Below are 24,241 nucleotides of genomic sequence, written 5' to 3'. Positions count from 1 at the left end.
AAGGATGAGTTGAAAAATGGAGAGTGGGAGGCGCGGTGGGGGCGGACTCAGCAACGGTCCGCCCGAGTCGAAGCGGTGTTTCAGTCAGAACGGATGAACGCCTGCAAGCCTGCTTGGTCGACCGCAGTGCCATCGGTGGTGATAGCAGCCACCGGTGGATACTTGAACACCTTGCACAGCGAACCGATCTTCACCTTGGTCAGATAGCGCTGATCGTCGGTGAAGGCGACGATGTAGCGTTTGGCCGGCATTTTGTAGGTGTCGATGCTGGCGCCAAGTTTGTCGGCGGGATGGGTGATGCTCCAATGCTGGAATGCCGGCGTGTCGAAGAAGTGCTGGATCTTGCCGAGCAGCGCGCGATAGTCCGAACCTGGGGGCTCATAGAGCAGTTGCCGGTACTTCACGTGCTGCCATTTTTGGGAGAAGTTCCACCACCACAGGAAATCCTGTGCGCTGACCAGGGGGTAAGGGGCTTCGTCGGCGATTGGCGCGTAGCGTCGATAGAGCGCGGTACCGGTCTGCTCGTTTGCGGCGATGCTGCCGAATAGACGAGGCAGGACCAGCGCATGTGGCTGTGCCAGGCTTTCAAACCCCAATCGCCGCGTGGCCTCCAACATCAGATCGGACCCGAACAACTGGTCACCGAGTTCCCCGGTGACCACCATGTTCTCGTACAGCCCGACTTTGCTGACGGTGCGCTGGACGGACAGCCTGCCGGCGATGTGGGCCTGGTAGAACCCTGGGTTCTCGGCGATGCTGTGGCTCGACAGGTACACGGTGAGCCGGTCGAGTTCGTTGCCAGACAACGCTTTGAGCAAGGCGACCAGCGCCACGGTCGAATCGATTCCACCAGACCACATGACGTGCAGCCGTGCATGTGCATCGAGCAGCGCGCGCGCGCGGGCATCACAGCAGTGCGCAAAAGAGATCTGCTGTGTTGTTGTCGCATCGGGTATCGGACAACAGGCGTCAAAGCGCAGCAGATCGGGTTTACATGCCAGGCGCGAGGTTGTGAGGACGCCTCCGATGACCTGGCGTAAACGGCTTGCGAACGGATTGCCTTGCACCAGATTGCGGGCGACCAGTAAGTCAGTCATGGCCGCCGTACCTCACGAACAGCGCATCCAGATCGTGATGATCACGCGCGGCACAAACGGTCGCCAGCGCATGTAGGCGGCGGACCTCGGACTGGATCAAGGTGTCCTGTCGGTCGGCGTATTCCATCCGGACCCGCGTTGCCGCAGTGGCCAGCGTGGTATTCCAGGCGGTCGCCATCGCGCTGAGCAGCGGTAACGCTTCACCATCTCCATGATCATCCAACTGCTGGCATTGGGCATGGGCGAGATCGAGCACCCGATCCTGTAGTGGCAACGAGCGTGAGGCGAACACGGTCCGTTGCGACCGCAACCCCGCATGCACTTGGTCCATGAGGAGCAACCGTCGGTAGTGGAAGCGGTAGTCGTGCAGATCCGGTTGTGCGGCTTCCACCACGCTGCCGCGCAGCCGATGTCGATACGGGGTGTGGTAGCTGAAGTCGTCCGGCACGTCTCCCCAGTGGTGGAAAGGTTCGTAACGCTCGTCGATCTCGCGGGCAAGGTGCTGTCGATCGATGTCGACGTAGTTGATGACGTAAAGGATCACGCCGGTCGGCATGAACTGCAGACCGGCCATTTGCAGGTACATGATCATCTCCCTGGATTAACCCCCTGGTGGGGACGGCGGAGGCGGAGGCGGAGGCGGAGGTGGAGGTGGAGGTGGAGGTGGAGGTGGAGGCGGAGGCGGAGGCGGAGGTGGAGGCGGAGGTGGAGGTGGAGGCGGAGGCGGAGGTGGAGGTGGAGGTGGAGGTGGAGGTGGAGGTGGAGGCGGAGGCGGAGGCGGAGGTGGAGGTGGAGGTGGAGGTGGAGGCGGAGGCGGAGGTGGAGGCGGAGGTGGAGGTGGTGCAGGAGGCGGCGGTGGTGGTGCCGGTGGTTTGTAGTTCGCCAGTGCGTTGGTGATCGCGACATTGATCAATGCTTCAATCGCCAGCCCGAGCTGGTTGAGTGCGTTGTGATCGGGGACGAGGCCACCGGCAAGAATCACGTTCCGGATTTCTTCGCTGACCTGATAGAACCAATAATCCCCAGGTGTCGTGGCCGGTGTATTGGTGGTCGGATTGCCGTCAGTCGGATAACCGATTGATGGATTGGCCGGTAGAACGGGGGGAGTTTGGGCGGCATTGGCCTCCCAGACGCGGTTGTCCATGTGATCTCCTAGGTGTAGCTGAAGAGCAGCGTGGTGTGGGCGGGCTTGAGCCGTCGCATCACGCACTCGAGCAATGTGTTGCGCCAAGTCGCCAGCGGATCGCAGACGCGGCCATTGACCGTGAGCGTGCTGCGCGTGTCCCCGAGGCGTACATGAATCGTCCAGGTGTAGACCCAGCGGCCATTTGTCAGTGGGTTGTTGACTGGCGAGATGACGGTGTCGATGGTCTGCCAGCCCTCGGTGATCGTGATGGTGGAACCCAATGTGCGGGCCACGGCCACGAAGTAGGCGCGCGACTGGCCGCCGATCTGGGTGAGTCGGGAGACCAGGGCGGCTCGTCGCTGTGTAGGCGTCTGTTGACCGCTGAGTGCGGTCACGCACTGATCGGGCAAGCCGGCGACCCGCTCCCAATCGGGAAACAATGCATCGGTGGTGCGCGGATCGGCCTCCGCGATGAGTTGCCAACTTGTGGCATCACACCGTGCCAGTTCCTGTGCCAGGCCCGTCAGTAATCGGGTGATGGCCGCATCGGGGTCATCGGTCCAGGCGGGTCCATAGGGCAAGAGTTTTTGCAGCGATGCCAGGTAGTCGGCGGCGGTCAATGGCTGGTTGATCTGTTGCATCACTGCCATGCCACCTTGCCCATGACCGGGATCTGGCCGCTCGGCAACACGACGTTGGTGGTCGGCGTGAGCAGGACGTAATCCCATTCCTGTGATGCAGAGGAAATCGCCGAGCGCATGTGCGACAGCAGGATCGTGCCGCCGGGTTGACCTTCACGGGCGAGCAGATCGGCGAGTTCGGCCACGACGGCCTGTTGAACGGCTAGCGTGTTGGGACTCAATCCTGCGATTGCAAAATTGATCGGCACCGCGAGCGGTGCATAGACCGTGACATGTGCGGTGACCGGGCGGACCGTGTCGATGTAGGTCGTAATGGCGGCGATCTGCGCGCTCGAGGGAAGGATTGCGGCGCCAGCGCCATTGCCATCGCAGACGAACGCCACGCCCACAGTGCCTTCTCCGAATTGCTCCGGTACGACCCAGGCGCGGGTGGCGCCGCCGGCTGGTGCTGCGAGGGTCCATTGCACGTAGTCGTTGGCATCCCCGCCTTGTGGTGGTTTTTGGATGCGGTTGAGCAGGCGTTCGCGCAGGCTGTCGTCTAACTCGCGGTCGCCGCCACCGCTCAGCGCGCCGAGCACGGCGGTGGTCTGCACGCCCAGTACCGGGGTGACCAGATTGACCGTCTGTCCGGCGTAGCTGTTGCTGGCGGCGGACGGGATCACCGCGGTGACGCTGGTCGTGGCCTGGAGTCCACTGACTGTGATGTCGGCTGTCGTCTGGAACTGGGTGCCATCGAGCGTTTGCACCAGAGTTCCGACCGGAATGTCTGCTGCATTCGGGGCCACGGTGAAGGTGATGGTGCCGGTGGCGTGGGTTGCGGCCAGACGTTGCACGCGCCAGATGGATGCCCAGCGCTCGAGGAACTCGGCCTCGGCGGTGTCGATGATGATCTGGCGGCTAATCCATTCGATAAATCCGTACAGCCCATGGGCCACACCCGCCAGGACGCGGGCGTAGACCTGCGCGTCGGCGCGGCGCAACACGTTGTCCTGCTGCAACCGTTGGAACACGTCGTTGGTGGTGCGATTAATCAGGTCCGACAGGGACGGACGGTTAAACATTCAAGAGACTCCAGAGGTTGTCGAACCTCAGCACGGCGTTGGCGGTGCCATCGGCGGCGAACAGCGTGCATTGCAGGGCCAGCGTGGACAGACTCTGGCGCTCGGCGCGCACGGCGATACGCGCAGCGACACCGTCGTCGATCAGCCACTGCAGGGCTTCTTCGGCGTAGTCCTGTGCGCGTTGCACCGTGCTTGGGGTGAGCTTGGCGCGCGCCAGCAGCCACAGCCGTGAGCCGATGCGGTCGTTGGCCACCACGGGGTAGGTGTCGCCCCACCAGCCCATGCGAAAGCCGCGCGGATCGGGCAAGGTGTCGTCGGCATTGGCCCGCCGCCAGGTGAACAAACTGATGAGGACGGCGCGCACCAACGGATGGACCTTGTCGTTGTCGATGTCCTGCAGCAGGCCGAGTGGGGTTGTCTGGCCGCCGAATACGGCGGTCAGTGGCATGGAGTCGCGCATGGTGTGGGTGTGGGTCTATTGCGTTGAATTGGGCGATTTGCTGGTGAAACTGTCGCCGTGGCTGTCGGTGCCGCTGTGCGTGTGGGCATTGAAGACCGCACGCATGCCTGCCATGGTCTTGGTGCCGCGCTGATCGCCGACATCCTGTGCCGCCGTGATGCTGGCCTGGCAGGTGATGTTTTGGGTGACCTCCAGTGTTCCGACCACCTTGCTGTTGGCATTGATCGTGAGACCGGCGTTGAAGGTCATGACGCCGCTGCCGTCACCTTGCAGCACCACGGTCGATCCGGCCTTGTCGGTGAGCTTGATGCCATTGCGCATGAGGTAGACCGATTGCCCTTGATCGTCATGCAAGATGACTTCGCCGCTCTCCAAGCTTTTAACGCGATAGCGTCGGTCGGCCACGCACATGACGACACCATGGGAGCGGTCTCCATCGAGGAACAGGGCGATGCATTCGGCGCCAGGTTGAGGATGACTGGTCAAGCCATACGGCTCGAAATGCTCGACGTCGGCTTTGGATTCGCCGGCCAGCAGGCGTAGTTGCAGGCTCTGCATCTTGCTTGCCGCGTTGACCAGGGACACGGTGCCTCTGGCGAGCATGTTCGATAGGCGCCTGGCATAGGGCGCCATCAGGCGGTTGAAATCTGTCATGCCAGCGCTCTCATTCCAGATCGGCCCAGGTGTCGGCGCCGCCGTGCTTGATGCCCTTGGGTGATTTGGCCGCCTTGGAGCGGTAACCATCGGGGGGACCTACACGCAGCTGCGTGCGTAGTCCGTCCTCGTCGAGCAGGTAATGCGCTTCGGCGATGACCATGGTTTGGTCGAAGCAGATCAGCGCGTCGCGCACACGCACGAGCAGGTTCGGCCTCCAGAGTTGTCCGTCACCTTGGCGCCAGCCGGCGACCGTATACGTGGCTTCGAGCGCTTTGGCGGCGCGGTGTGCGCGCTCGTACAGCGCGCGGTCCTGACAGGTGCCGGCATCGGCATGGCCGGCTTGCTTGATGACCAGGACACGGAAGCGCTTGGAACGTGCATCGGCCAGACTGGCGGTGACCGGCGTGCCGGTGTCGGCGATGCCTCCTTCCAATTCGGCCAGGTCGTCATCGTCCCCCTGGACCTCGTTGGCATCGACGCCAAAGTCATCGTCATTGCCTGCACGCTGGCCTTTGACGACGTAGCTGGACATCACCGCCTTGAAGTCGAGTTCGCAGCTGCCATCTTGGATGTTCTCGCCCAGCTCGAGCGTGGTGGTGGCATTGCCGCTGCTGCCGACATCAATGAAGACCAGATCGCCCAGGGCGTTGTCGGTGGACAACACATGGCGCAGGCGCATCAACCGGTCGATGCTCTCGAACACGGTTTCGCCGATCTGGACATGGTGTTCGGTAATTGGCGCGCCGGTATCGATTTCGGTCAGCACGCGCACGCCATAGGGGGCGGCCAGCGCGGCGGCGATGGTTTCCAGTTTGGCGTTACGCCAGACGTTGGTGTTGGCTGCTGCCGGCGTCACGACGGTGCCGGTCTTGCCATCCTTGCCTTTGACGTCTGACCACAGGCTGTGACTGGCGGTCGGTGCGCGGTCGGTGTCGGGCGTACAGCAGTCGACCAGATCGCAGGTACGGCTGCGGCCTTTGACGGTGACACTGATGCGTTTGCCGTCATATTGGATTGGGGTGGCATCGACATAACCAGTTAGCACCAGGTCGTTGCCGATGAAAACCTGGCAGGCATCGAAAGGACGGATGCGGCGCCACAGGGGTGGGGCGGTGTCCGCCGTTGCCGCTGCTGTCGATCCGGGCCAGCGATCAGTGACTTCCAGTTCGAAGCTGCGTGCCTGTCGTTCGATTCCGGCCTCGATGCGGATTTTCTTCCAGCCGCCGAAGTCCTGTCCCCCCACCACCAGGCGCAGCTGATTTTCCGGCTGACCGACCGGATCGCAACGGGTCGTCATGTCAGCGGCGCCATCACGCACAGCGCATTGGGAGGGACGAAGCCTGGATGGCGGATACCGTTGCGCAACTGGATCTGGGCATCGCGCGAGGCATCGGCATACAGCTCGTAGGCCAGCGCCAGCATGGGCATCGTCTCCGGTGGCGTCCAGGAGGTCAGGCGTACTGCGCTCTGCGCTCGTGTCGTCAAGTCTGCATAGATCGCTGCGCTGGCCGTCTGCAACGCCGCATAGGCGGCGTCTGCGCAGCGGTGCATCTCGGCGTCGAGGGTCGAGAGCAGGGTGTCGCGCGCGGCCAGCATCCTGTCTTGGGTGACCTGCTGTGGGGTGGTCGGCGTACTGCCTTGCGGCTGGCTGATGCCGGCTTGCACGCTGTCCTGTTCGGTGCCGACCAGCGACGAAATACCGACCGCCTGCGCGAGTAGCAGTTGTCGGCCCAGGTTATACAGCGCGCCGGCATTGGTATCGATCTGTCGGCGCGAGGGCGTGGCGGCCATGATCGGGGTGCGCGTCAGCATGGGCTTGGATGCCGCCGTTGTGGTGAGCAACTTGACCACGTTGGACCAGGCCGCCACGGTGCCTGCGCTGCCGGACATGCCGAAGGCATTTAGCAGCGTGTGCCCAAGCATCGCCGGATTGCGCAGGAACGACGCGGCCTGTGTGACCAGATTGGCCAGCGAGGTGGCGTCGCAGGAGAAGTTCGTCAGCACTTGCGCGCTTTGGCCTGCCCCGATGAACCCCAGCATGGCGGCCAGTTGTCCTTGGGCGGTCGCCGCGACGAAACTCTGGAAGCCGGCGACGGTGAAGTTGTCCGTGAAATCCTGGATCGCCGCCGTGGCCAGTCCATCGGCGGCCAGCCGGCTGGCCGCCTGGGTGGAACGGGTCGGATTGGGAAAGGTGAGTTCGCCGGATTCGACGAAGGACAGGGAGACCGTCGCCACGCCCAGTCCAGCATCGAAGCGCACGCGCGCCGGTGCCGACAGGCACACCTGCATCGTGCCTAGCCAGGGATGCACGAGCGTGCCTGGTCCGCCTGTTTCGAGGGCGCAGAGCAGGGCATTGGCTTGATCGATGTAGTCGGCGCCGATCAGAAAGGCGTCCAGGGCGATCTCGCGGGTGGCGCGGCCCAGGTCTTCGACCCAGGGCGTGTCGCGCTGGGGATACTCGTGGATTTGCACGCGACGGCCAACACCGCAGTCGGCGCCATTGACCTGGAACGCGATCCCGCGAAAGGAGGCCGGATGCAGGGAGTCAGAATACGTGGTCATCGGCATCGTCCAGCGCTATGGCATCAGCAGCGCATGCGCGCTGTAACCGGCATCGACATTGATCGGCATGGTGCCGCCACGAACCTGCTCGACACGTGAGCCGGGGGGGAGACCATCGATCTTGATGTTGACCTGGCCCTCCACTTTGGCGCCGCCGGCTGCTTTCCCCAGCAAGGAGGGCCGGTCGCCGGCAACGGAGGGTGTCAGCGCCGAAAAGGGCGTGCTTCGATAAGGGTGGTTGGGCGCGCTGTTCTCGGTTGTTTCGTCTTCGCTTCCGATCCCGAAGGCATGACCGACGGACTTGGCCGCATCGACCATCCAACTGAGTTTGTCCGACAGCCAGCGGACGAAATCGCCGAACCACGTCTTGAGCGGCTCCCAGTGCTCAATGATCGTACTGGCGACCCAGCCAATTGGACCGAGGCAGGTGAGGATCAGTTCGGCATGCGCCTTGATCCAGTTCCAGAAGCGGTTGAACCAGCCTTTCAGCGTGTCCCAATTTTCGACGATGAGCCAGGCCGCCGAGGCGATGGCCAGGAGGATGCCGAGGGGGTTGGCCATCATGGCGGCGCCAACGGCGCGAATGCCACCGGCGACCAGGGCAAAGGCGCTGGACATCAGGCCACTCATGGAGACGGTCGTGGTGGTCAGCAGTGTCCAGCCCGAGCGCAAGAGCGCCAACGGACCGGTGACCAACTGTGATGCGCCCAGCCCCATGCGCAGCATCGACAGCAGCGCCGCATTACTGGCGACATAGGCTCTGGCAGCCATCCCCAGCAACGCGATCCCTGCGCGCCCGACGGCGGCGACCAGGCCGCCCAGGGCCATGATGGTTTGGGCATTCATCACGACCGCCAAGCCGATCAATGCATTGCGCGGACCGCCGACGAAGTCGACCAGCTTGCCGATGCCGTGTCCGAGTGCCAGTACACTGCGGGCCATGCCGCGCCAGTCGATGCTGGACAACCCGCGCCCGAGGTCCTTGGCGATACGGCTGACCTCGGTGGACACCAGTTTCTTGTTGGCCGCCATCCAGTCGTTGAACGCATCCAGCAGCGGTTTGATCGCCGGTACCAGGTTCTTGGCAATGATGATCTGGAACCCCTTACTGACGATCTCCAGATCGCGCAGCGATTTGGCGAATTCGCGCGAGCGACCAATGTCTTCTTCGTTCATGACGCCCTTGAAGCGGGACATGCGCGCCTGGGCTTGCTCGATGCCTTCGCCACCGGCCTCCAGCAGCGGTACGATTTCTTGCCACTTCTTCCCGAACAGTGCCATCCCCATGCGCGCACGCACGGCGGGGTTTTCGTTGCGCACGAAGGCGTCGGCCAGCTCTGGCAGCACGCCCATGCCCGAGCGCAACTGACCGGACGCATCGCGCATGGCGATGCCCAGATGGGTCAGCAGTGCGGCGGCCTCCTTGCCCCGTCCGCTGGCCGCACGTCCCAGGGTCAGGTTGAGTTTGCCCATGGCCCCTTCCATCTGTTCGACCGCCACGCCGTTTTGTTCGGCGACGTACTTCATGCGCTGGAACTGTTCCACGCTCATGCCAGCGCGCGTGGCGCCGTGATGCACGGCCTCGCCCAGCTCGGCATAGGCATGTACCGCATCCTTGACCTTGGCCAGGCCAAAACCGGCCGCCAGGCCGCCGACGATGCCGATGGGCAAACCGAACTTGCCTGCCAGACCGGAGGCGGACTTGCCGATGTCGGTGAGGTATTTACGCGCGGCTTGTGCGGGGGCCTGGACCGATTTCAATCCCTGGATGAGGCTTTGCGCATTGGCCGACAAAATGGCCTTGAGTTCGAAGCGGTCAGACATGAGGGGGTGTGTATTGGGATGGCATTACGCACTGTCGTGCAGGCGCTGGGCGATGCGCTCGGCGTGTTGGTTCCACAGTTCGAATTCGGCCAGGCTCAAACTCAGGACATCGCGCGGGGAGGTTTTGAAGAACCAGGCGAGGTCGAAGACGCGCTCGGTGAATTGCTCACGCGATCCGGCGGTACTGTGTCTTCCCCGAAAAAACCCAGCACCGCCTGTGTGGCGCGGCCAAAATCACCCAGCGACAGTGCCTTGACGCTGGACAGTGGAATGGCGGCCAGTCGCGCCACGTAATGGGCGACCACATTCATCCGCACTTCGACGGCAGGCTCTTCCATGCCATTGCCGGGGAGCAGTCGCATCGGTTGCCCGAGGTCGATCACATCGGCTGTGGTGGGATGGCGCAGGATCAGACAATCGATTTCTTCGCCGTGTGCGATCACCGTGCGGGTCAGAGGAAGTGCGAGAGGTTCTTGCGTTGCGATTGGATCACTCATTGGTTGTTACTCCATTGTCCCTGGCTTCCCGAGAATTCGATCTCGATCGTGCCCTCAATCGGTTTGGCTTTGGGCTCGCCGCGCACGAAGGCGTTGGAGAGCGTGTAGACGACACCGTTGGCCAGTTCAGCGGTCACGGTGAGGGTGGTGTTGGTGCGCAGGGTGTTCACTGGGAAATCGGGGGTGAACAGCGCCACCACCTTGATGTAGGGCTCCAGTGCCGTTTCCTTGAAGCCAGCCGGCCGGGACAGGCCCATGACGGCCTCGCGTTTGAATTCGGTGAGTGGGATTTCGATGTCGCCGGAGATTTCGAACTGCGCGCCGTCGATCTTGATGAAGCAGATGCCTGCAATGCGTTGCGCCATGGGTGACTCCTGTCAGTTCACGATCTGGTTGGTCGGGTACTGCAGGCGGAACTGGTTCAGCACCGCGAACACCCGCAATTGATTGACGTAGTCCGGCGGGAACAGCACGTTGATGCGGTTCGTATCGCGGGGATCGCGCTCGACGATCAGGTGCTGTTTGAAGGTGTCCAGGTTCTCGACGATGCCCAGGTACTCCATCTGGCCGTAGACGGCGCATAGCTCGCCCTTGATCACCGCCGGGGTCACGATGGCCTGGCCTGCGGCGAAGCGGGTTCCGTCATCGGCCAGCTTGTGACGGGGGTACTTGGAAGTGATCACGTTCTTGAGCGCACGTAGCACATAGACCGAGGTGTGCAGGGTTTCCGAATCCAGATAGCTGCTATCGGGGGCGCCGAAGCTGTTTTTCTGGTAGGTGGTGATGGCACGTTCAACCCGAAGCTGGCCACCCGAAACGAAGCTGGTGGCGATCCCGAAGTTGAGCAGCGCCTGCCTGTCCTCGAACAAGAAGCGGTTGCCTGCACGTGGTGGAAGCAGTCCTGACAACGGTGTGGTCTGCGTCGGGCGCGCAGGATCGGCTGCGATGTCCACGGCATTGGCACCACCGTAAGCGGCAGCGTATTCCCAGCAAGGATTGGGGCAATCGGCATCGATGGCGGCGACCGTGTGGTGCTGGTCGTTGCGGGTCATGCCGAAGGCGACCAGATCGCTGAGCGTGCCGCGCAGAGCGCTGTAGGCATGGCCATAGATTTGCTTGGCGTAGGACCAACGACCGGTGGTGTCGTCCAGTTCCAGTTGCAAGTCATTTAGCGCCAGCGCATGGGCATAGGGGTGGATGATGAAGTCGTAGGTGTCATCGCCCATGCCGTGGATGGCGGTGGTGACCATCGACGGATCGGTTAATCCACCGGAGAGTGTCGGGCCGGAATAAGCCAGGCTCACCCCCGCCGGTATGATTTCGCCGGCACTCCAGCCCAGGAAGGAGTCGGCGATGGTGATGTCATTGGCACTGAGCCCCCTCCACTTGCTGCCCAGCATGACCACGGCGGAGCTTTCGACAATGGATGGCATCGGGGTAATGGCATCGGAGTTCTCGCCGATCCAGGCGGTCAACGGCAGGTCTGCGGTGGCATTGATCCTGCTGACCATGTTGGTGGCAATGTCGGTGGTGCTATCTCCTATCTGGACGCTGACACTGACGCGCTGACCGGCGATGTACAGGGCGATGGCGCCTGATGCAGTGGCCTGGCCGTTGATGACGATGGTGCCCATGGCCGTGGTGGACGCCGGGTCGTCCCGCACCCCAATGCACCACAGGTTGCACGAACCTGCATCCTGCAAGCGATAGAAGGCCACCATGCGCGCCAGCATCGAACCCTGGCCGAACAGGACCATGGCCGATTTCGGATCTGTGACTAAGACGGCTGTGTTCGGTGTCGCCGTTCCCGAGTACAACATCTGACCGATCAGAAGCGTATTGAGTGCTTGCCCGCCCAGGTTGGCCTGACTGTTGTCCATCTCCGCATAGAACAGCGGCACCCGCTGGTTGGAAGGGATGTGTTCGAAAGAGATGCCGCTCATGTCGTCCTCTGGGAAGCACTGGCCGCCTCAGCGGTGGCCGGTGGAGTTGGGGGCGGTGGAGTGTTGGTCGATGCCGCAGTGGTCGTTGTAGCGGCGCTCTCTGCCGCATCGCCTGCTGACGTGAGCGTTGGCGGTGTTTCGCTCAGCGTGATGTCGCCGTCGTGCAGTCGGCGTTGCCAGTATTGGGTCACCGGGCCGATGTTCTGGCCCGTCGCCGGAAGGAGGGTGCGTGTGCCTGGTATGGGCACTGATCGGCCCGGTTTGGGAATGGCGTACATGTGTGGCTCCAATGCAAAGTGCCCGCGACGACCTGCAGTCGTGGCGGGTGCTGATGAACACCGCTGCGGACCTGTGCGATCCGCTCACGGAACGGAAAGATTGAATTCCACGCGCCCATCCGGCCCGTGCTCACGCGGTGCGCGCACGGTGGACTGTGCGAGATCGTTGTTTGGGTTGGTCGGATAGGTGGCGGTGGGATCGAAGATGGGCGTACCGACGTCGACTTCGAGGTTGACGGCCGAGCCGGGTAACCATTGGCCTTGAGCATCCTCGGTGCCGAAGGTTGGCAGAGCGCTCAAGGCGCCGGCTTCCCAACCGTCGCTGGCACCAATCCACATGTGCGCGCCGAATTCGAACTGATACCAAAGTCGGGCGCGATCCATCGCCAGCAGGCTACCGCCCTCATAGAAGAGGCCGTTGTAGTCGGTGGCCGGATTGACGGTGTTGACGGGGCCGGGTACCCAGCCAAGCAGGGCGCGCCAAATTTCGGCCCGGATGGCATGCACACCGTCGCAGGCATGTTGTCCTTTTTCGTCGGCGCGGTTATCCAGTGCCACGATCACGCCGAAGCTGTCGGTCATGTCCTGTCCGACGGCGTTGATAGCGGTAGGAGGTTCGGGCCTGTCGTCCAGCGGGATCACAAAGGCGCACGGGACCGGCAGTGCGGTGGCTTCTTGCACCGGCTTGAATTGGGCAGCGCCGGCCACCCGGCCACCCAACGATGGGCACAGCGCGCGCAATTGCGCGACGATGCGTTCGAGCTGCATGGTGTCTGTGGGTCTCAGCGAGGACGCAGCGCCTGGCGCAGGGCATCACGTACTTGTTCGCGGATCTGGTTGCCGCGATTGGCCAGGGCGGCGGTCATGAAGTTGCCGCGCGCGCGGATGTTGCGCGTTGTGCTGCCATAGAACAGCACGGCTGGGTAATAAAAGTTGCCGGGGATGGCGCGCACGCCCACCTTGATCCAGCCGCCCTTGGAGCCCTTGCCGATGACGCCAATCGCCCGACGCATGGCGCCGGTCACTTGGCCGGGGAACTCGCCAGGTTCGGAGACCACACGCGCTGATACAAGCGTGCGTGCCTCCTTGCGCACGACAGCCGCGCCCTTGACCAAGGCACGGCGCATGGCCTTGCGGTCGTAGTCGATGGTGCGATGGAATTTCAAACCGACGTACAGCTGTATGCCGGCGACCTGTCCCTGTGTACTGTCGCGTTCCATGGTCGTTCTCAGGCAATGGGAGCGCCAAGCACCATCGCATCGATGGCGCCCAGGTCCTTGGTGGTGATGCGGATGAAAAGGTCTGCATCCTGGAAATTTTGTGCATCGAGGATGCGATAGCGATGCCGGTGGTACTCGATCACTCGGTCTTGCGAAAAGAAATCCGCCGTCGTTTCGGCGCTGTAGCGCACCCAAAAATAGTGGGTGGGTTCTTCGGCGGTCGTGACTCCCATGCGTGATGCGATTCCACGAATGGGCTCGACTTTTGCCCAACGGCTGATCGCCGCATCGAAGAGCGCGTCGATGTTGAAGTTGATGTTCGGCGCGTCCGTCCAGCGGTAGATCACGATGCGTCGATTGAGTTCTCCGGTATCGGGGAGCAGGAGAGATTCACTCATAGCAAGACAATCCGGTAAGGGTCCAGCAGTGCATCCACATAGGGCAGCTTGCCCATGTTCCCGCGCGTAAATGCCACCTCGCCACGCTGGTTGTAGAGGCTGTCCACACGCAACTTGATCCAGTGTTTGATGCCTTCTGGCACCTGGGTGGAGTCGGCGTAGCCGGCAAGGAACTGGACATTGACTGCGCCGATCTGCGGCAGAGTGGGCGGCCAGATCTGGCCGAAGATCGGTGTGATGCGTGTCAGGTCATCGGTGGAGGTCACCACGTAGTCCGTGGGTGGGAGCGTGACGAGATTGCGATTCATGTCTTGGTAGACGATAGACGTCACGGCTTGCACCGGCCCCTTCGCAATGAGGATGGCGTGTTCGGGGATGGAGTAAGTCGTCCCTGCCGGCACGCCGATCAGGCTCGGACCTGGGAAAGCGTCCAGCACCAGATTCCAGGTGGCCGAGAGCAGTTGACGGTTGGTCAGTGTCTCGGCCATCTGCCTAGCACTGCTGATGAGTGCCAGGATGAGCGCGTCGTCCTCAGCGACGTCCACGCGCAGGTGCAGTTTGACTTGCGCCAGTGAGACCGGCTCGGCGATGCCCGTGAAAGCATCCACCGTCGGTGGTGCCACCAGATGGAATGGCATCAGCCTGGGGTGTCAGTGCTTGCCGAAGCGGCATCCGGTGGCGTGGTGGCAGGCAGATCGGTCGGTACAGTTGCAGCGACCGGTGGTGCGCTCGTTGATGCATCCGTGGCCTGCGTGTTGACCGGTGCAGACACTGCCACCTCGGCGGTGACGCACGCCGTGTCGGTTGCAACCGGGAGCGTCGTGTTGGCGATTGCCGTCGGGTTCGTCACCGCGGTGGAATCAGCACACGGCGTTGTCGCCGAGGTGGGCTCTGTGGCACTTGGGTCATTGGCTGCGGTCGTGTCGGCGGTACCAGCAATGCCGTCGGCAGTGGCGCTACTGTCAGTGGCTTGACCAGGCGTTGCTGCGGCTGTTTGTGCCGAGGTGTCGGTGTCGTTGGCGGGCTGCGGCACCGATTCCTGCGCTGGGCTTTGGTCGGTCTGTGGGGTGTCGGTGCGTGTGGCGGTGACATCGATCACCACGATCTGAGCGTGTCCGGCTTCGACGTGAGCGAGGGTTTCGTCATTGGCAGCGTAGGTCTGGCCCTTGGCGTACTTGACGCATTGCACGCCTGCGCCGTTGATGTGGAAGAAGTCGGTGAAATAGCGGATCAGGTCCATGGAAAAACTCCTCTGATAAGGGTGGAGCGGTTGGGGAAAACGGTGTGGATGAGGGCAGATCCAAGATCAGCCGATGATCTGCAACACGGATGCAGCGTTGAGATCGCTGGCCGGTTCGAAGCGTGGATGGATGCCTAACAGCAAACCGGCGATGGGGCCGGCGGAGGACAGTGCGATTTGCAATTGCACGAAGGCATAGCCGTTGTTGGTGTCGAGTTCATCGACCGAGCAATCGATCAGCGCCTGCAGGTTTGCCGCATTGCCGATGGTGATCGGCGTCAGCGCTTTGGCCTGGCCGTTGGCGGCAGTGATTGGTTTGGCGTTGGTGCCTGTGGCGTCGAGTGCTTGCAGCAGCTGTGCGTTCAGCACGCCGCCCACGTTGGCGCCGACGACGATCAATGCCAGCAGGCGATGGAGGTTGCTGACAGCGATCCAGTCGGTTTGCGCAGTATTGGCGTTGACGGGGCCAGTGCTGCCCGCAATGGCCAATTGCTCCGACCCCTTGGTATTGGGAGAGTGCATGGAATGTCCTTGTGTGTGAGGGATGTGGGTTCAGCGCGCGCCGAGCTGGACAAAGGGCGAGAGCGTGGCCGCACCCTTCGCGGGTGCGACGGCCTGTGCGATCTTGCTTTGCCCATCCATCCGGAAGGTCGTGCGGAAGGCCACCGCATCGGCATCGAAGTACAGATGCATGCTGGTGGCGGTCTGCAGGCCGCCGGCCTTGGTGATCGTGTGGTAGTACCGCAGGTCCACCAGCAGCACGTCACCTTGACTGGAGAGCGGTGCAGGGTGCTGGGAGAAGATCACCGGCATTCCCAGCAATGTATTGCGCTGCACCTGGGTGAGTGAGCCGCCGAGGTTGATCTGGTAGCCAATGGGCATGAATGCCGGCATGCCGTTCCAGGTGATGCCGTAGAGCTTGGGCTGGACCGACTTGTTGATGATCCATACGCCCCTGTTCTCCGAGCCGGGCATGAAGCGCGACTGCATGTTGAGCAGGTTCTCCAGCGACAAGGTCTGGCTGGCCTGATTCTGCTCCTTGGGCACGGTGATCACCGCGCCGGACTGGAAGGCGCCCAGTGGAACGCCATCGCCTTGACCGTTGAGGATGGCCTCGTTGGTCTTCCAGCGGATGCGTTCGGCGATTTGCTGCGGCAGATAGGAGGTGAGTGCGTTTGTGTCCTCCAGCAACTCGGAGGTGATCGGCACCAGGGCCATGAGCTTTTTGAGTCGCAGGGTGGTCAGGCCCAGTTGCGGCTTGGTGGCCTGGGCCACGGATGCTTCACCTTGCCAATAGGCGCGCACGCCGTTCGATCCCCACGGCGTGGTTTCGTCCTTCGGGAAGGACATGCTGTTGCCAGAGATCTCGACGTTGTCGGTCATGGGCAGCAGACCGTCCTCGCCCAGCGAGAGGGTGAAGATGTCCTGCGAAAACTGCGGCGGTATGGCAAAGCCGCCGTCCACACCCGCCGATTCATTGGCTGCCAGTCCGGGAGCGATGGCGCCGATCCCGGACCCCACCAGCAGCCGCTCGTCGACCAGGCCGCCTGAGCGACGTGCGCTCTCGGCTTGTCGCACGGATTTGAGGAACTCGCCGACGCTGGCAAACCCGCGCCGGGGGTCGAGTTCTCGGTTGTCGCTGACGCTGATGATGCTCCCTCCTGTCGGCACGCTGACGGCAGCAGGAGACGGCGGCGCGGCACCGTTTGATGCCCACGCCACCACGACGCTGGCCGAGCGTGCCTCCTCGGCCACCAGACTCATCTCCCGGTCGATGGCGGCAGACGCTGTTTCGATCTGCGCGCGTAGTGCGTCGAAGTGACTGGCCTCCTCTGCGGTCAGATCGCGGTTTTCGGCGGCGGCGCCTTCGGTCAAGGCGCGGGCGTCCTTGACGAGCTTGGCCTTCTTGGCCTGGAGTTCTCGTAGGTGTTTGCTCATTTTGCGGGTTCTCCAAATGAAAAAACCCGTGCGGGTGAGCATCACCGGTGCGGGTATAAAAAAGCCGCCGAGGCTTCCCTCAAGCGGCTGTGCGTTGGTTCTGACCGGCGATACCGGACAGTGGGTACGTCACATCAAGGCCAGCGTGTTCCTGGCTTGGGTGAGGCGGGATGTGGCGCGGCCCTGTGCGCGACCACGTTTTTGCATCATCGCGATCACGTCATCGAAGGTCGCGATGCCATCGACCATCTTTTGCGCCAGCGCCGCGTCGGCGCCCAGCACACGGCCCTGACCCATGCCATCGCGCACGCTGGCAATCGGCTGGCCACGCCCCTTGGCGACGGCTTTGGTGAAGGCGCCGTAGTAGTCATCCACGCGCGATTGCATAAAGCCAAGCGCTTGCTCGTCCAGAGGTCCGTATGGATTGCCTTCAACCTTGTACTTGCCAGCCGAGATCAAGGTCGGTGTGACGCCGTCAGCGGCCAGTGCCTGCGAATAGTCGAAGTGCGCTTGCCACACACCGATGGAGCCGACTTCGCCGCCGGGGGTGACGTAGAACTCCCCAGCGGCGCAGCCGATCCAGTAGGCCGCGCTGGCGGCCAGGCTGTTGGCCACTGCCACGACCGGCTTGGTCGAGCGCGCCGACTGAATCTGGTCTGCCAGTTCGGCAACACCGTAGACGCTGCCGCCGGGACTATCGATGTCGATCAGGATCTGACTGACCTTGTCATCGGCGAGCGCCTGGCGCAAGGCGGCGCCAAGCAACTGCGTGCTGGTGGTGCCAGGGCCAGACACATCCTCGACCATGTTGCCGCGCTGGGTCACCACGCCATACAGCGGCAGCACAGCGATGCCATCGCCTGACACCGATTGCGCACTTTGACGTTTGATCTGACGTGCCTGGCGGTCTGCCATCACGCGCTCGAGGAGGTCGTCAGCGACCGGCGCATGCTTGCTCCAACGGTCAAACACGGCACTGAGCGCATGCAGGCGCTCGGGCATCAAGGCCCAGGGGGTGGTCAGGAACTCGGCCAGCAGCAGTTCTCCCCGCATGTCACGTTTCATCGTCGTCGTCTTGTTCGTTGATCTTGCTGGGCTCGGCGTTGTCGTCATCCGGCGGCGCTTGTGTCGGTGTGGGCTGCTGATTGGGACCGGTGGCGCCCATGTTGAGCGCCACCAAGGGCTCGTCCAGCCCTGGCAGCGGTGCGTAGTTCTCGGCCACGCGGACCTCATTGCGGGTGAGCGCCCCCATGCTGACCATCGCCGAGTAGTAAGTCGCCCGGCTGTTGGCGTCACCGCGCATCAAGGCCGCGAAATCGAATTCGCAGTCCATGTTGTCCTCATCGAGCATCAGCTCGGCGCGGATGCTGGCTTCCCAACGCTCGGCCCAGGGACGCATGGTGTAGCGGACGAACTCAATGGACTGCTGTTCGATGTTGTTGTTGGTTGCCCGATCCAGGTCCGCAATCATGTGCGGCGGAACACGGAACAAGCGTGCAATGTCGGTGACCTGAAATTTGCGCAGTTCCAGAAATTGCGCTTCCTTGTTGGTCACGCCGACCTCGTGGTACTTCATCCCAGCTTCCAGGACCAGCAGCTTGCCGCGGTTCATCGCGCCCTGCGCGTGTTGGTAAGACTCTCGGAAGTTGTCGCGAGCGGGTTTGTCCTTGAAGGTGCCGGGGTATTCGATCCAGCCGCCAGTGGGTTTGGCATCGTTGGCAAAAAAGCGTGAGCCGTATTCCTGGGCGGTGAGCGCCAGGCCAACACTCTCGCGCGCCATCTCGATAGGCGACAGACCGATCATGCCGTCGGAGGACAGCCCTCGCAGATGCCAGACAGCGCCGCGCGGCAGAATGGTCTGATTGCCGATGCGGTCGATGATGCGGTAGCTGTATTCATCGGCCTGGGTGTTGGAGAGCACCAGGCTGACCCGATCCGGGTGGATGGGGATCAGATCGGTGATCTGGCCCGCCGCATTACCGACGATGCGACAGAACGCATTGCCACGCAGCGCCAGGTGGCCCATGAGCATTTCGCGCCACTCGAACGGGTTCTGATACCGATTCGGGCGGATGTGGAATAGCCGGTACAACCAGTGATCGGTCACCTCCACCTTGCCGCCGCTGTGGTTCGGTCGGTACAGGATGAAAGGCAAGGACGCCATGCTTTCGGCGAGGATACGCACGCAGGCATAGACAGCGGACAGGCGCAGCGCCGACTCGCTCGAGATGCGTGCACCACTGGTGGTTCGCAGGGTGACCGGCTCGAACCAGAACGACCCCCATGCGCTGCGGTCGTTCGCATCAGCGCGCGTGCGACCGAAATGGCCGAGAAAATCGGCAAGGCGTCCCATCACAACACCATCAATTGGTAACTGCTGTCGATGACGATGCCGTCTCCAGGCTTGATCGCGCGCGAGAACGCCATGATCAGGGCGACGATGCCATCGATCTTGTTCTCTGGTCGCTCCTTACGTGGATAGATGTTGTCCTTCGCGTCCAGGTGCGCGACGACATTGCTGGCCATCCACGCCAGCACCGGGTCGCCGTCATGGACGAGTTTTTTCTGCAGCACCAGCGCCTCCAGGGTTTTCATCGGCTCTGAAAAATTGAGTACCGTTGGGCGCACTTCGATCATCGGCAGACCTTCTGCCAGCATCCGCGTGGACAACTGCGTGGCCTGGAACGGATCGAAGGCCACGGCCTGGATTTCAAAACGCGAGGCCATCTGAGTCAGGTCCGCCTCGATCCAACTAAAATCGATCACATTGCCCACGGTGACCGTCAGCCGTCCGCTACGCATCCAGCCGGGATATTGGCTGTTGCCGGCGGCCTGGACCGTGTCCTCGGGCAGGTAATACTTGCCGAATACCGCGTAGGCATCGGCGATGTGCGGGTGTTGGAACAGCACCATGAGTGCGGCGATGTCTGTCTTGCTGGCCAGATCCAGGCCGATCCAACATGGTTGCCCATCGAAGTCATCCAGGTCCAGGGTAGAGTCAGCGCATGCATCCCAGGCGCGCATGTCCATCCACGCGGTGTGGGCGTTGACCCATTCGTTGAGGTGCTTGGTCTTGAAGTTGTTGATGGCGCTGGGCAGTTGCATGGCCTTGGCCTGCAGCGGTCCCAGCACCTCCGGACGTACCGAGATGCCCCAGTTCGGATTGGCCTTGATCAGCGCCTGCTCGGTGTCCCAGCTATCTCCCTCATCCAGGCCGTAGATGATCCCGAACTGGGTGTCGTCCTGGATCACGCCGTCGAGCAGCTTGGTAACGAAGGTCCTCACCTCATAGCAGATGCCGGCGCGGTTGCTGCCGGCGGTGGTGATCACCCACAGCAGCGAGTTGTCACGTTTACCCATGCCGGTTTCGACGACGTCGTAGACCGTGCGCGTCTTGTGGGCATGCAGTTCGTCGATGCAGCCGAAGTGGATGTTGAGTCCATCCAGCGTCGATCCCTCGGCTGACAACGCTTCGAACTTGGAGCCGCTGGCCAGCACGTGCATGTTGTGGGCGCCAACGTTTACCGAGAAGCGGTTGCGGAACCCGGCGCTGCGTCGCGCCATGGTCTGTGCGTCGCCGAACACGATGCGCGCCTGGTCGCGCGTGGTGGCCAGGCTGTACACCTCGGCGCCGCCCTCGCCGTCGGCGGTGAGCATGTACAGACTCACCGCCGAGGATAACGTGGACTTGGCATTACCGCGCGGCACCTCGATGTAGGAGCGACGAAACCGTCGCTTGCCATCGGGCCGCACCCAACCGAATACGGTGGAGAGGATGAACACCTGCCATGGTTCCAACTGGATCGATGCGCCAGCCAGTGGACCTTTGACGTGCGGCAGCCGTTCGATGAAGGCGCACAGGTTGTCGGCTGGCAAAAATGTGCGGCCTTGCTTGCTGTCCTTCAGCTTCGGATTGAAGCGGTAGGGACTGGCTTTGCCGGTGTAGCGCGCCAGGTCGTCCAGTTGGCGTTGGCAGGCACGTTGCACCCAGCGGCAGGCCAGGATGTCGCCGGCGACCACGGCTTCGGCATAGCGATAGGCGATCCTGGCGTAATGGGAGGTTGCTATCGCGTGCCTACCCGACGATGTCCGCCCAAGGGTCCAGGGCGTCTTCAGCGGTCTCCATGGGCAGGCTGACACGCGAGCGGGATGCCGGCGTAAAACCCATCTCGGTTGCCGCCTTGGTCATGATCTGCGCCTGCTTGTTGGCGATGGACAGATACGGTGACTGCATCGGCACACCGGTGTTAGGTGCCTTCAATAGCAATCCGCTCTTGTTGATGCCGGTCTGTGCCTTGCGATACAGATCAGCGGCGCAGGCCCACACTTCCAGCACCGACATGTCCAGGCGCTTGAGCAGATGTGGTGGCGCGCATTCCAGCGCGTAGCGCCAGGCTGACTTTGCACCCTCGCTCATATAGTCGGGTGGCTCTGTCAGATCACCTTGTGGCTTGGGTTCGCCTAGATTGGTGCGGCACTTTTGCAGCGTGCCTTTGATCTGCTTGACGGTGGTGGGAAGACGCTTGCGTCCGGCCATGTTGATTCCTTGCAGGGGGGACCCCCCCCCTGTTTCATTTTGCACGCGAGAAAAATTGAGGGGGCGAGCGGTCTTTTGCGATTGCATCGCAAGGATTTGACCCCCCTACCCAGGATCGGGTCCGGTTGATGCCCCGAGCATTGCTTGAGCTGCCTATGCGGCAGTGAACTCGTTCGCCAGTTCCTGGGCCTCCTGCCACAATTTCTGAGCTGCCTACACGGCAGTGAACGATCTGCTCTGGCGCGAATTCAGCGGGACGCATTTTCTGAGCTGCCTACACGGCAGTGAATCGAGCATGCCATGACCGTTGTCATTATGCATCTGTCCAGGTTTTCTTTCATCAAATATCTCTGCGTCCATGATGCGATTCCAATGCCGTCTTGAGTGCGTGACAGCGATGGCAGATCGCCTGGCAGTTGTTTGGATGATCGGTGCCACCCTGCGACTTTGGAACGATGTGGTCCACTGCCACGGCTGGCGTCAGGCGTGCTGATTGTTTGCATGGCTGGCACAGTCCTTGATCGCGGCGCATGACGAGGGCGCGCAGTTTTTGCCACTTCGCGCCGTAGCCACGCTGATGTGCATTGCGCTGGTCTTTGTGCCAACCCACCTTGTCACGTTGATGATCGGCGCAGTAGCCAGAACCATCCGAAACCAGCTTGCCGCAACCAGGGTGGCGGCAGGGTGTGGGGGCTTTGCTGGGCATTGATGGCCTGTTCAAAAAATAAGCAAAAAAATGTGCAAAAACTACTTGGCTTTTTAGGTGATTGGAGCGTTCATGCGATCACCAACCAACACGTCGAGGAGGATTCAAATGACCATCCAGCTCACCCCCGCCCAGCACGCCATCTTGGTCCATGCCCATGAGCACACCGAGGGCAAGATCACGTGGTTTCCCGACAACCTTAACGGCAGCGCGCGCAAAAAAGTGCTTGATGCAATGGTCAAACGCGCACTTATCAAGCAAACCCGCAACACCTGGAACATCGCTTTCGAGGGCTACAAGGCGTTGGGTTTGCCAGGCAGGGCGCCAATCAGCGAAAAAGCGCTAGATGCCGTCATCGAACACGCCGAGTCACGCACTCGCAAAAACAGCAAGTATGTGCAGGGCAAGGCACCAATCAGCTTAAACGCGCTAGACGCCGTCATCGCACAAGCNGAAGGCGCCACCATCGCGCAGATTTGCGAGGCAACCGGCTGGCAGCCACATACGGTACGCGGCACGTTTGCCGGCGCATTCAAGAAAAAGCTTGATTTGAGCATCGTCTCGGATAAAGCGCCTGGTGGGGAGCGTGTCTACCGCATCGATTGATCGAGGAAAAGAAGCCAGGCATTGCCTGGCTTCTTGCTCGGGGATTGCAAGACGATGGCAGACGAGGGGGTTATCCCATCCCTGGCTGTTCGGCCTGAAGCGTTGAACCGAATGTCAGACCATCGCTGGCGCGTCTTGCGGCTTGCCCGGTGTAGTCCTGCCAGCGGCGCACGATCACGTCGACATACTTCGGATCAAGTTCGATCACGCGTGCGCGCCTGCCGGATCTCCGGCGCATTCAATAAAAATCTTGGTTTGAGCATCATCTCGGATAAATCGCCTGGTGGTGAACGTATTTGCCGCGTCGAATGAAAAAATAGGGTGAAATCGGTAAGTTGTTAAGGATTTGAAGAGCATCTGAGAATGCTCAAGAAGAAAACAAAAAATAATCAGAAAATATGCAAAAACAACTTGGATTTCTAGGTGATTAGAGCGTAAATACAATCACCAACCAACACGCAGAGGGAGATTCAAATGAGCAGCCGAGTCACACCAGGTCAGCTAGAAATTCTGGCCCACGCCGATTATCACAACGAGGGCAAAATCGTTTGGGTTCCATTCAACTTCAAAGGCGCTGACCGCCAGAGGGTGATCGACGGCCTCCGCAATCTGAATCTGATCAAGAGCATCGGCAATGACTGGTTCATCTCCGACGAGGGCTACAAGGCGCTGGAATTTCCGCTCAGGGCGATGGCCAGGGTCAAGCCGATACAGATCATTACCGAACAAGCCAAGCCGCACATTCGCGAAAACAGCAAGCAGGCCCAGGTGATCGCCATGCTCAAGCGCCCTGAAGGCGCCACCATCGCGCAGATTTGCGAGGCAACCGGCTGGCAGCCACATACGGTACGCGGCACGTTTGCCGGCGCATTCAAGAAAAAGCTTGATTTGAGCATCGTCTCGGATAAAGCGCCTGGTGGGGAGCGTGTCTACCGCATCGATTGATCGAGGAAAAGAAGCCAGGCATTGCCTGGCTTCTTGCTCGGGGATTGCAAGACGATGGCAGACGAGGGGGTTATCCCATCCCCGGCTGATTGGCCTGAAGCGTTGAACCGAATGTCAGACCATCGCTGGCGCGTCTTGCGGCTTGCCCGGTGTAGTCCTGCCAGCGGCGCACGATCACGTCGACATACTTCGGATCAAGTTCGATCACGCGTGCGCGCCTGCCGGACTTCTCGCAGGCAATGAGCGTGGAGCCGGAGCCGCCGAACGGATCGAGCACGATGTCCTTGGTCTTGCTGCTGTTGCGCACGGCGCGCTCGACCAATTCGACCGGCTTCATCGTCGGATGCAGATCGTTCTTTTGCGGCTTCTTGATCTGCCAGACGTCGCCCTGGTCGCGAGCGCCACACCAAAAGTGATCGATGCCCTCGCGCCAGCCGTACAGGATGGGCTCGTACTGACGCTGGTAATCCGCACGGCCCATCGTGAAGGTGTTCTTGGCCCAGAT

The 24,241-nt window shown here is 61.8% G+C and carries 30 protein-coding genes; 3 read left to right on the top strand and 27 right to left on the bottom strand.

Annotated elements, in window-relative coordinates; genetic code table 11:
• Positions 1-80 precede the first annotated feature (80 nt).
• Together XalbCFBP2523_RS04760 and XalbCFBP2523_RS04755 are read right to left on the bottom strand one after the other, a co-directional pair.
• On the bottom strand, positions 81-1,097 hold the full coding sequence (locus XalbCFBP2523_RS04760; protein WP_045765175.1) for a hypothetical protein: 1,017 nt from the start codon (positions 1,095-1,097) through the stop codon (positions 81-83).
• Positions 1,090-1,683, bottom strand: a complete 594-nt coding sequence (locus tag XalbCFBP2523_RS04755; RefSeq protein ID WP_146084036.1) for a hypothetical protein — start codon at positions 1,681-1,683, stop codon at positions 1,090-1,092. Before XalbCFBP2523_RS04755 ends, XalbCFBP2523_RS04760 begins: the two co-directional genes overlap by 8 nt.
• Before the next feature lie 26 nt (positions 1,684-1,709).
• Here XalbCFBP2523_RS04755 and XalbCFBP2523_RS04750 point away from each other — a divergent pair, with 26 nt between their 5' ends.
• Complete coding sequence (locus XalbCFBP2523_RS04750) at positions 1,710-1,994, top strand: hypothetical protein (RefSeq protein WP_196297570.1); 285 nt, start codon at positions 1,710-1,712, stop codon at positions 1,992-1,994.
• A gap of 255 nt (positions 1,995-2,249) precedes the next feature.
• Here XalbCFBP2523_RS04750 and XalbCFBP2523_RS04745 read toward each other — a convergent pair whose 3' ends face one another.
• The 23 genes from XalbCFBP2523_RS04745 to XalbCFBP2523_RS04635 all read right to left on the bottom strand — a co-directional run bounded on the left by XalbCFBP2523_RS04745 (position 2,250) and on the right by XalbCFBP2523_RS04635 (position 22,185).
• A complete protein-coding gene (locus XalbCFBP2523_RS04745; RefSeq protein WP_045766603.1) occupies positions 2,250-2,864 on the bottom strand; it encodes a YmfQ family protein in 615 nt (204 codons plus the stop codon).
• A complete protein-coding gene (locus XalbCFBP2523_RS04740; protein ID WP_045765177.1) occupies positions 2,864-3,925 on the bottom strand; it encodes a baseplate J/gp47 family protein in 1,062 nt (353 codons plus the stop codon). Before XalbCFBP2523_RS04740 ends, XalbCFBP2523_RS04745 begins: the two co-directional genes overlap by 1 nt.
• Entirely contained in the window at positions 3,918-4,385 is a 468-nt protein-coding gene (locus tag XalbCFBP2523_RS04735) for a phage GP46 family protein (RefSeq protein WP_211286557.1), read from the bottom strand. The genes XalbCFBP2523_RS04740 and XalbCFBP2523_RS04735 overlap by 8 nt, the downstream gene beginning before the upstream one ends.
• 15 nt (positions 4,386-4,400) lie before the next feature.
• A complete protein-coding gene (locus tag XalbCFBP2523_RS04730) occupies positions 4,401-5,039 on the bottom strand; it encodes a phage baseplate assembly protein V (protein ID WP_052687910.1) in 639 nt (212 codons plus the stop codon).
• Positions 5,040-5,049: 10 nt separating this feature from the next.
• Positions 5,050-6,339: a phage baseplate assembly protein gene (locus XalbCFBP2523_RS04725; protein WP_052687911.1), complete on the bottom strand. Its 1,290-nt coding sequence runs from the start codon at positions 6,337-6,339 to the stop codon at positions 5,050-5,052.
• Positions 6,336-7,604 carry a DNA circularization protein gene (locus tag XalbCFBP2523_RS04720; protein ID WP_158250773.1) on the bottom strand — a complete coding sequence of 423 codons (1,269 nt, stop codon included), beginning with the start codon at positions 7,602-7,604 and terminating at the stop codon, positions 6,336-6,338. Before XalbCFBP2523_RS04720 ends, XalbCFBP2523_RS04725 begins: the two co-directional genes overlap by 4 nt.
• 15 nt (positions 7,605-7,619) lie before the next feature.
• The gene (locus tag XalbCFBP2523_RS04715; protein ID WP_045757480.1) at positions 7,620-9,428 is read right to left on the bottom strand and encodes a phage tail tape measure protein; all 1,809 of its coding nucleotides are present in this window, start codon (positions 9,426-9,428) and stop codon (positions 7,620-7,622) included.
• A 101-nt stretch (positions 9,429-9,529) separates the two neighbouring features.
• On the bottom strand, positions 9,530-9,925 hold the full coding sequence (locus tag XalbCFBP2523_RS04710; RefSeq protein WP_052687912.1) for a phage tail assembly protein: 396 nt from the start codon (positions 9,923-9,925) through the stop codon (positions 9,530-9,532).
• A complete protein-coding gene (locus XalbCFBP2523_RS04705) occupies positions 9,922-10,290 on the bottom strand; it encodes a phage tail tube protein (RefSeq protein WP_045757493.1) in 369 nt (122 codons plus the stop codon). Before XalbCFBP2523_RS04705 ends, XalbCFBP2523_RS04710 begins: the two co-directional genes overlap by 4 nt.
• Before the next feature lie 12 nt (positions 10,291-10,302).
• Positions 10,303-11,868 carry a phage tail sheath subtilisin-like domain-containing protein gene (locus XalbCFBP2523_RS04700; protein WP_045765179.1) on the bottom strand — a complete coding sequence of 522 codons (1,566 nt, stop codon included), beginning with the start codon at positions 11,866-11,868 and terminating at the stop codon, positions 10,303-10,305.
• Positions 11,865-12,146: a DUF2635 domain-containing protein gene (locus XalbCFBP2523_RS17360; RefSeq protein WP_080928033.1), complete on the bottom strand. Its 282-nt coding sequence runs from the start codon at positions 12,144-12,146 to the stop codon at positions 11,865-11,867. The genes XalbCFBP2523_RS04700 and XalbCFBP2523_RS17360 overlap by 4 nt, the downstream gene beginning before the upstream one ends.
• 84 nt (positions 12,147-12,230) lie before the next feature.
• Positions 12,231-12,914 carry a phage tail terminator protein gene (locus tag XalbCFBP2523_RS04690; protein WP_052687913.1) on the bottom strand — a complete coding sequence of 228 codons (684 nt, stop codon included), beginning with the start codon at positions 12,912-12,914 and terminating at the stop codon, positions 12,231-12,233.
• A 14-nt stretch (positions 12,915-12,928) separates the two neighbouring features.
• The gene (locus XalbCFBP2523_RS04685; protein WP_045757514.1) at positions 12,929-13,366 is read right to left on the bottom strand and encodes a hypothetical protein; all 438 of its coding nucleotides are present in this window, start codon (positions 13,364-13,366) and stop codon (positions 12,929-12,931) included.
• 8 nt (positions 13,367-13,374) lie between these two features.
• Entirely contained in the window at positions 13,375-13,764 is a 390-nt protein-coding gene (locus tag XalbCFBP2523_RS04680; RefSeq protein ID WP_045765180.1) for a phage head completion protein, read from the bottom strand.
• A complete protein-coding gene (locus XalbCFBP2523_RS04675; protein WP_045757498.1) occupies positions 13,761-14,402 on the bottom strand; it encodes a head-tail connector protein in 642 nt (213 codons plus the stop codon). Before XalbCFBP2523_RS04675 ends, XalbCFBP2523_RS04680 begins: the two co-directional genes overlap by 4 nt.
• Complete coding sequence (locus XalbCFBP2523_RS04670; RefSeq protein ID WP_045757497.1) at positions 14,402-15,004, bottom strand: hypothetical protein; 603 nt, start codon at positions 15,002-15,004, stop codon at positions 14,402-14,404. The genes XalbCFBP2523_RS04675 and XalbCFBP2523_RS04670 overlap by 1 nt, the downstream gene beginning before the upstream one ends.
• A 66-nt stretch (positions 15,005-15,070) precedes the next feature.
• Positions 15,071-15,526, bottom strand: a complete 456-nt coding sequence (locus XalbCFBP2523_RS04665) for a hypothetical protein (protein ID WP_045757496.1) — start codon at positions 15,524-15,526, stop codon at positions 15,071-15,073.
• A gap of 30 nt (positions 15,527-15,556) precedes the next feature.
• Positions 15,557-16,942, bottom strand: a complete 1,386-nt coding sequence (locus XalbCFBP2523_RS04660) for a phage major capsid protein (protein ID WP_045765181.1) — start codon at positions 16,940-16,942, stop codon at positions 15,557-15,559.
• Between the two features lie 129 nt (positions 16,943-17,071).
• Positions 17,072-18,007 carry a S49 family peptidase gene (locus XalbCFBP2523_RS04655; protein WP_211286556.1) on the bottom strand — a complete coding sequence of 312 codons (936 nt, stop codon included), beginning with the start codon at positions 18,005-18,007 and terminating at the stop codon, positions 17,072-17,074.
• A complete protein-coding gene (locus tag XalbCFBP2523_RS04650; protein ID WP_052687914.1) occupies positions 17,997-19,295 on the bottom strand; it encodes a phage portal protein in 1,299 nt (432 codons plus the stop codon). Before XalbCFBP2523_RS04650 ends, XalbCFBP2523_RS04655 begins: the two co-directional genes overlap by 11 nt.
• Positions 19,295-20,962, bottom strand: coding sequence for a terminase large subunit (locus XalbCFBP2523_RS04645; RefSeq protein ID WP_211286555.1), 1,668 nt, complete (start codon positions 20,960-20,962; stop codon positions 19,295-19,297). The genes XalbCFBP2523_RS04650 and XalbCFBP2523_RS04645 overlap by 1 nt, the downstream gene beginning before the upstream one ends.
• Positions 20,963-21,017: 55 nt before the next feature.
• On the bottom strand, positions 21,018-21,479 hold the full coding sequence (locus tag XalbCFBP2523_RS04640; protein ID WP_045739245.1) for a phage terminase small subunit P27 family: 462 nt from the start codon (positions 21,477-21,479) through the stop codon (positions 21,018-21,020).
• A 340-nt stretch (positions 21,480-21,819) separates the two neighbouring features.
• Entirely contained in the window at positions 21,820-22,185 is a 366-nt protein-coding gene (locus XalbCFBP2523_RS04635) for an HNH endonuclease (RefSeq protein WP_045758592.1), read from the bottom strand.
• Between the two features lie 453 nt (positions 22,186-22,638).
• On the opposite strand from XalbCFBP2523_RS04635, the gene XalbCFBP2523_RS17040 reads away from it, so the two are divergent.
• Positions 22,639-22,791, top strand: a 153-nt coding sequence (locus XalbCFBP2523_RS17040; protein WP_282956813.1) for a DUF3489 domain-containing protein, incomplete at its 5' end; no start/stop codon positions are given.
• Between the two features lie 70 nt (positions 22,792-22,861).
• Here XalbCFBP2523_RS17040 and XalbCFBP2523_RS04625 read toward each other — a convergent pair.
• A complete protein-coding gene (locus tag XalbCFBP2523_RS04625) occupies positions 22,862-22,999 on the bottom strand; it encodes a hypothetical protein (protein WP_211286554.1) in 138 nt (45 codons plus the stop codon).
• A 266-nt stretch (positions 23,000-23,265) separates the two neighbouring features.
• On the opposite strand from XalbCFBP2523_RS04625, the gene XalbCFBP2523_RS04620 reads away from it, so the two are divergent.
• The gene (locus XalbCFBP2523_RS04620; protein ID WP_045758590.1) at positions 23,266-23,736 is read left to right on the top strand and encodes a DUF3489 domain-containing protein; all 471 of its coding nucleotides are present in this window, start codon (positions 23,266-23,268) and stop codon (positions 23,734-23,736) included.
• A gap of 70 nt (positions 23,737-23,806) precedes the next feature.
• Here XalbCFBP2523_RS04620 and XalbCFBP2523_RS04615 read toward each other — a convergent pair.
• The coding region (locus XalbCFBP2523_RS04615; RefSeq protein ID WP_146084035.1) for a DNA-methyltransferase at positions 23,807-24,241 on the bottom strand (435 nt) is incomplete at its 5' end.

The sequence above is a fragment of the Xanthomonas albilineans genome (assembly GCF_002939705.1).
Lineage (GTDB): Bacteria > Pseudomonadota > Gammaproteobacteria > Xanthomonadales > Xanthomonadaceae > Xanthomonas_A > Xanthomonas_A albilineans.
Note: the sequence above shows the minus strand (reverse complement) of the source record. Positions and strands in the feature narration are given on the sequence as shown.

Bases quoted from the DNA above. Each gene is read 5' to 3' on its own strand.
- XalbCFBP2523_RS04760 (WP_045765175.1), bottom strand. From the start codon at position 1,097: ATGACTGACTTACTGGTCGCCCGCAATCTGGTGCAAGGCAATCCGTTC.
- XalbCFBP2523_RS04755 (WP_146084036.1), bottom strand. From the start codon at position 1,683: ATGTACCTGCAAATGGCCGGTCTGCAGTTCATGCCGACCGGCGTGATC.
- XalbCFBP2523_RS04745 (WP_045766603.1), bottom strand. From the start codon at position 2,864: ATGCAACAGATCAACCAGCCATTGACCGCCGCCGACTACCTGGCATCG.
- XalbCFBP2523_RS04740 (WP_045765177.1), bottom strand. From the start codon at position 3,925: ATGTTTAACCGTCCGTCCCTGTCGGACCTGATTAATCGCACCACCAAC.
- XalbCFBP2523_RS04735 (WP_211286557.1), bottom strand. From the start codon at position 4,385: ATGCGCGACTCCATGCCACTGACCGCCGTATTCGGCGGCCAGACAACC.
- XalbCFBP2523_RS04730 (WP_052687910.1), bottom strand. From the start codon at position 5,039: ATGACAGATTTCAACCGCCTGATGGCGCCCTATGCCAGGCGCCTATCG.
- XalbCFBP2523_RS04725 (WP_052687911.1), bottom strand. From the start codon at position 6,339: ATGACGACCCGTTGCGATCCGGTCGGTCAGCCGGAAAATCAGCTGCGC.
- XalbCFBP2523_RS04720 (WP_158250773.1), bottom strand. From the start codon at position 7,604: ATGACCACGTATTCTGACTCCCTGCATCCGGCCTCCTTTCGCGGGATC.
- XalbCFBP2523_RS04715 (WP_045757480.1), bottom strand. From the start codon at position 9,428: ATGTCTGACCGCTTCGAACTCAAGGCCATTTTGTCGGCCAATGCGCAA.
- XalbCFBP2523_RS04710 (WP_052687912.1), bottom strand. From the start codon at position 9,925: ATGAGTGATCCAATCGCAACGCAAGAACCTCTCGCACTTCCTCTGACC.
- XalbCFBP2523_RS04705 (WP_045757493.1), bottom strand. From the start codon at position 10,290: ATGGCGCAACGCATTGCAGGCATCTGCTTCATCAAGATCGACGGCGCG.
- XalbCFBP2523_RS04700 (WP_045765179.1), bottom strand. From the start codon at position 11,868: ATGAGCGGCATCTCTTTCGAACACATCCCTTCCAACCAGCGGGTGCCG.
- XalbCFBP2523_RS17360 (WP_080928033.1), bottom strand. From the start codon at position 12,146: ATGTACGCCATTCCCAAACCGGGCCGATCAGTGCCCATACCAGGCACA.
- XalbCFBP2523_RS04690 (WP_052687913.1), bottom strand. From the start codon at position 12,914: ATGCAGCTCGAACGCATCGTCGCGCAATTGCGCGCGCTGTGCCCATCG.
- XalbCFBP2523_RS04685 (WP_045757514.1), bottom strand. From the start codon at position 13,366: ATGGAACGCGACAGTACACAGGGACAGGTCGCCGGCATACAGCTGTAC.
- XalbCFBP2523_RS04680 (WP_045765180.1), bottom strand. From the start codon at position 13,764: ATGAGTGAATCTCTCCTGCTCCCCGATACCGGAGAACTCAATCGACGC.
- XalbCFBP2523_RS04675 (WP_045757498.1), bottom strand. From the start codon at position 14,402: ATGCCATTCCATCTGGTGGCACCACCGACGGTGGATGCTTTCACGGGC.
- XalbCFBP2523_RS04670 (WP_045757497.1), bottom strand. From the start codon at position 15,004: ATGGACCTGATCCGCTATTTCACCGACTTCTTCCACATCAACGGCGCA.
- XalbCFBP2523_RS04665 (WP_045757496.1), bottom strand. From the start codon at position 15,526: ATGCACTCTCCCAATACCAAGGGGTCGGAGCAATTGGCCATTGCGGGC.
- XalbCFBP2523_RS04660 (WP_045765181.1), bottom strand. From the start codon at position 16,942: ATGAGCAAACACCTACGAGAACTCCAGGCCAAGAAGGCCAAGCTCGTC.
- XalbCFBP2523_RS04655 (WP_211286556.1), bottom strand. From the start codon at position 18,007: ATGAAACGTGACATGCGGGGAGAACTGCTGCTGGCCGAGTTCCTGACC.
- XalbCFBP2523_RS04650 (WP_052687914.1), bottom strand. From the start codon at position 19,295: ATGGGACGCCTTGCCGATTTTCTCGGCCATTTCGGTCGCACGCGCGCT.
- XalbCFBP2523_RS04640 (WP_045739245.1), bottom strand. From the start codon at position 21,479: ATGGCCGGACGCAAGCGTCTTCCCACCACCGTCAAGCAGATCAAAGGC.
- XalbCFBP2523_RS04635 (WP_045758592.1), bottom strand. From the start codon at position 22,185: ATGCCCAGCAAAGCCCCCACACCCTGCCGCCACCCTGGTTGCGGCAAG.
- XalbCFBP2523_RS04620 (WP_045758590.1), top strand. From the start codon at position 23,266: ATGAGCAGCCGAGTCACACCAGGTCAGCTAGAAATTCTGGCCCACGCC.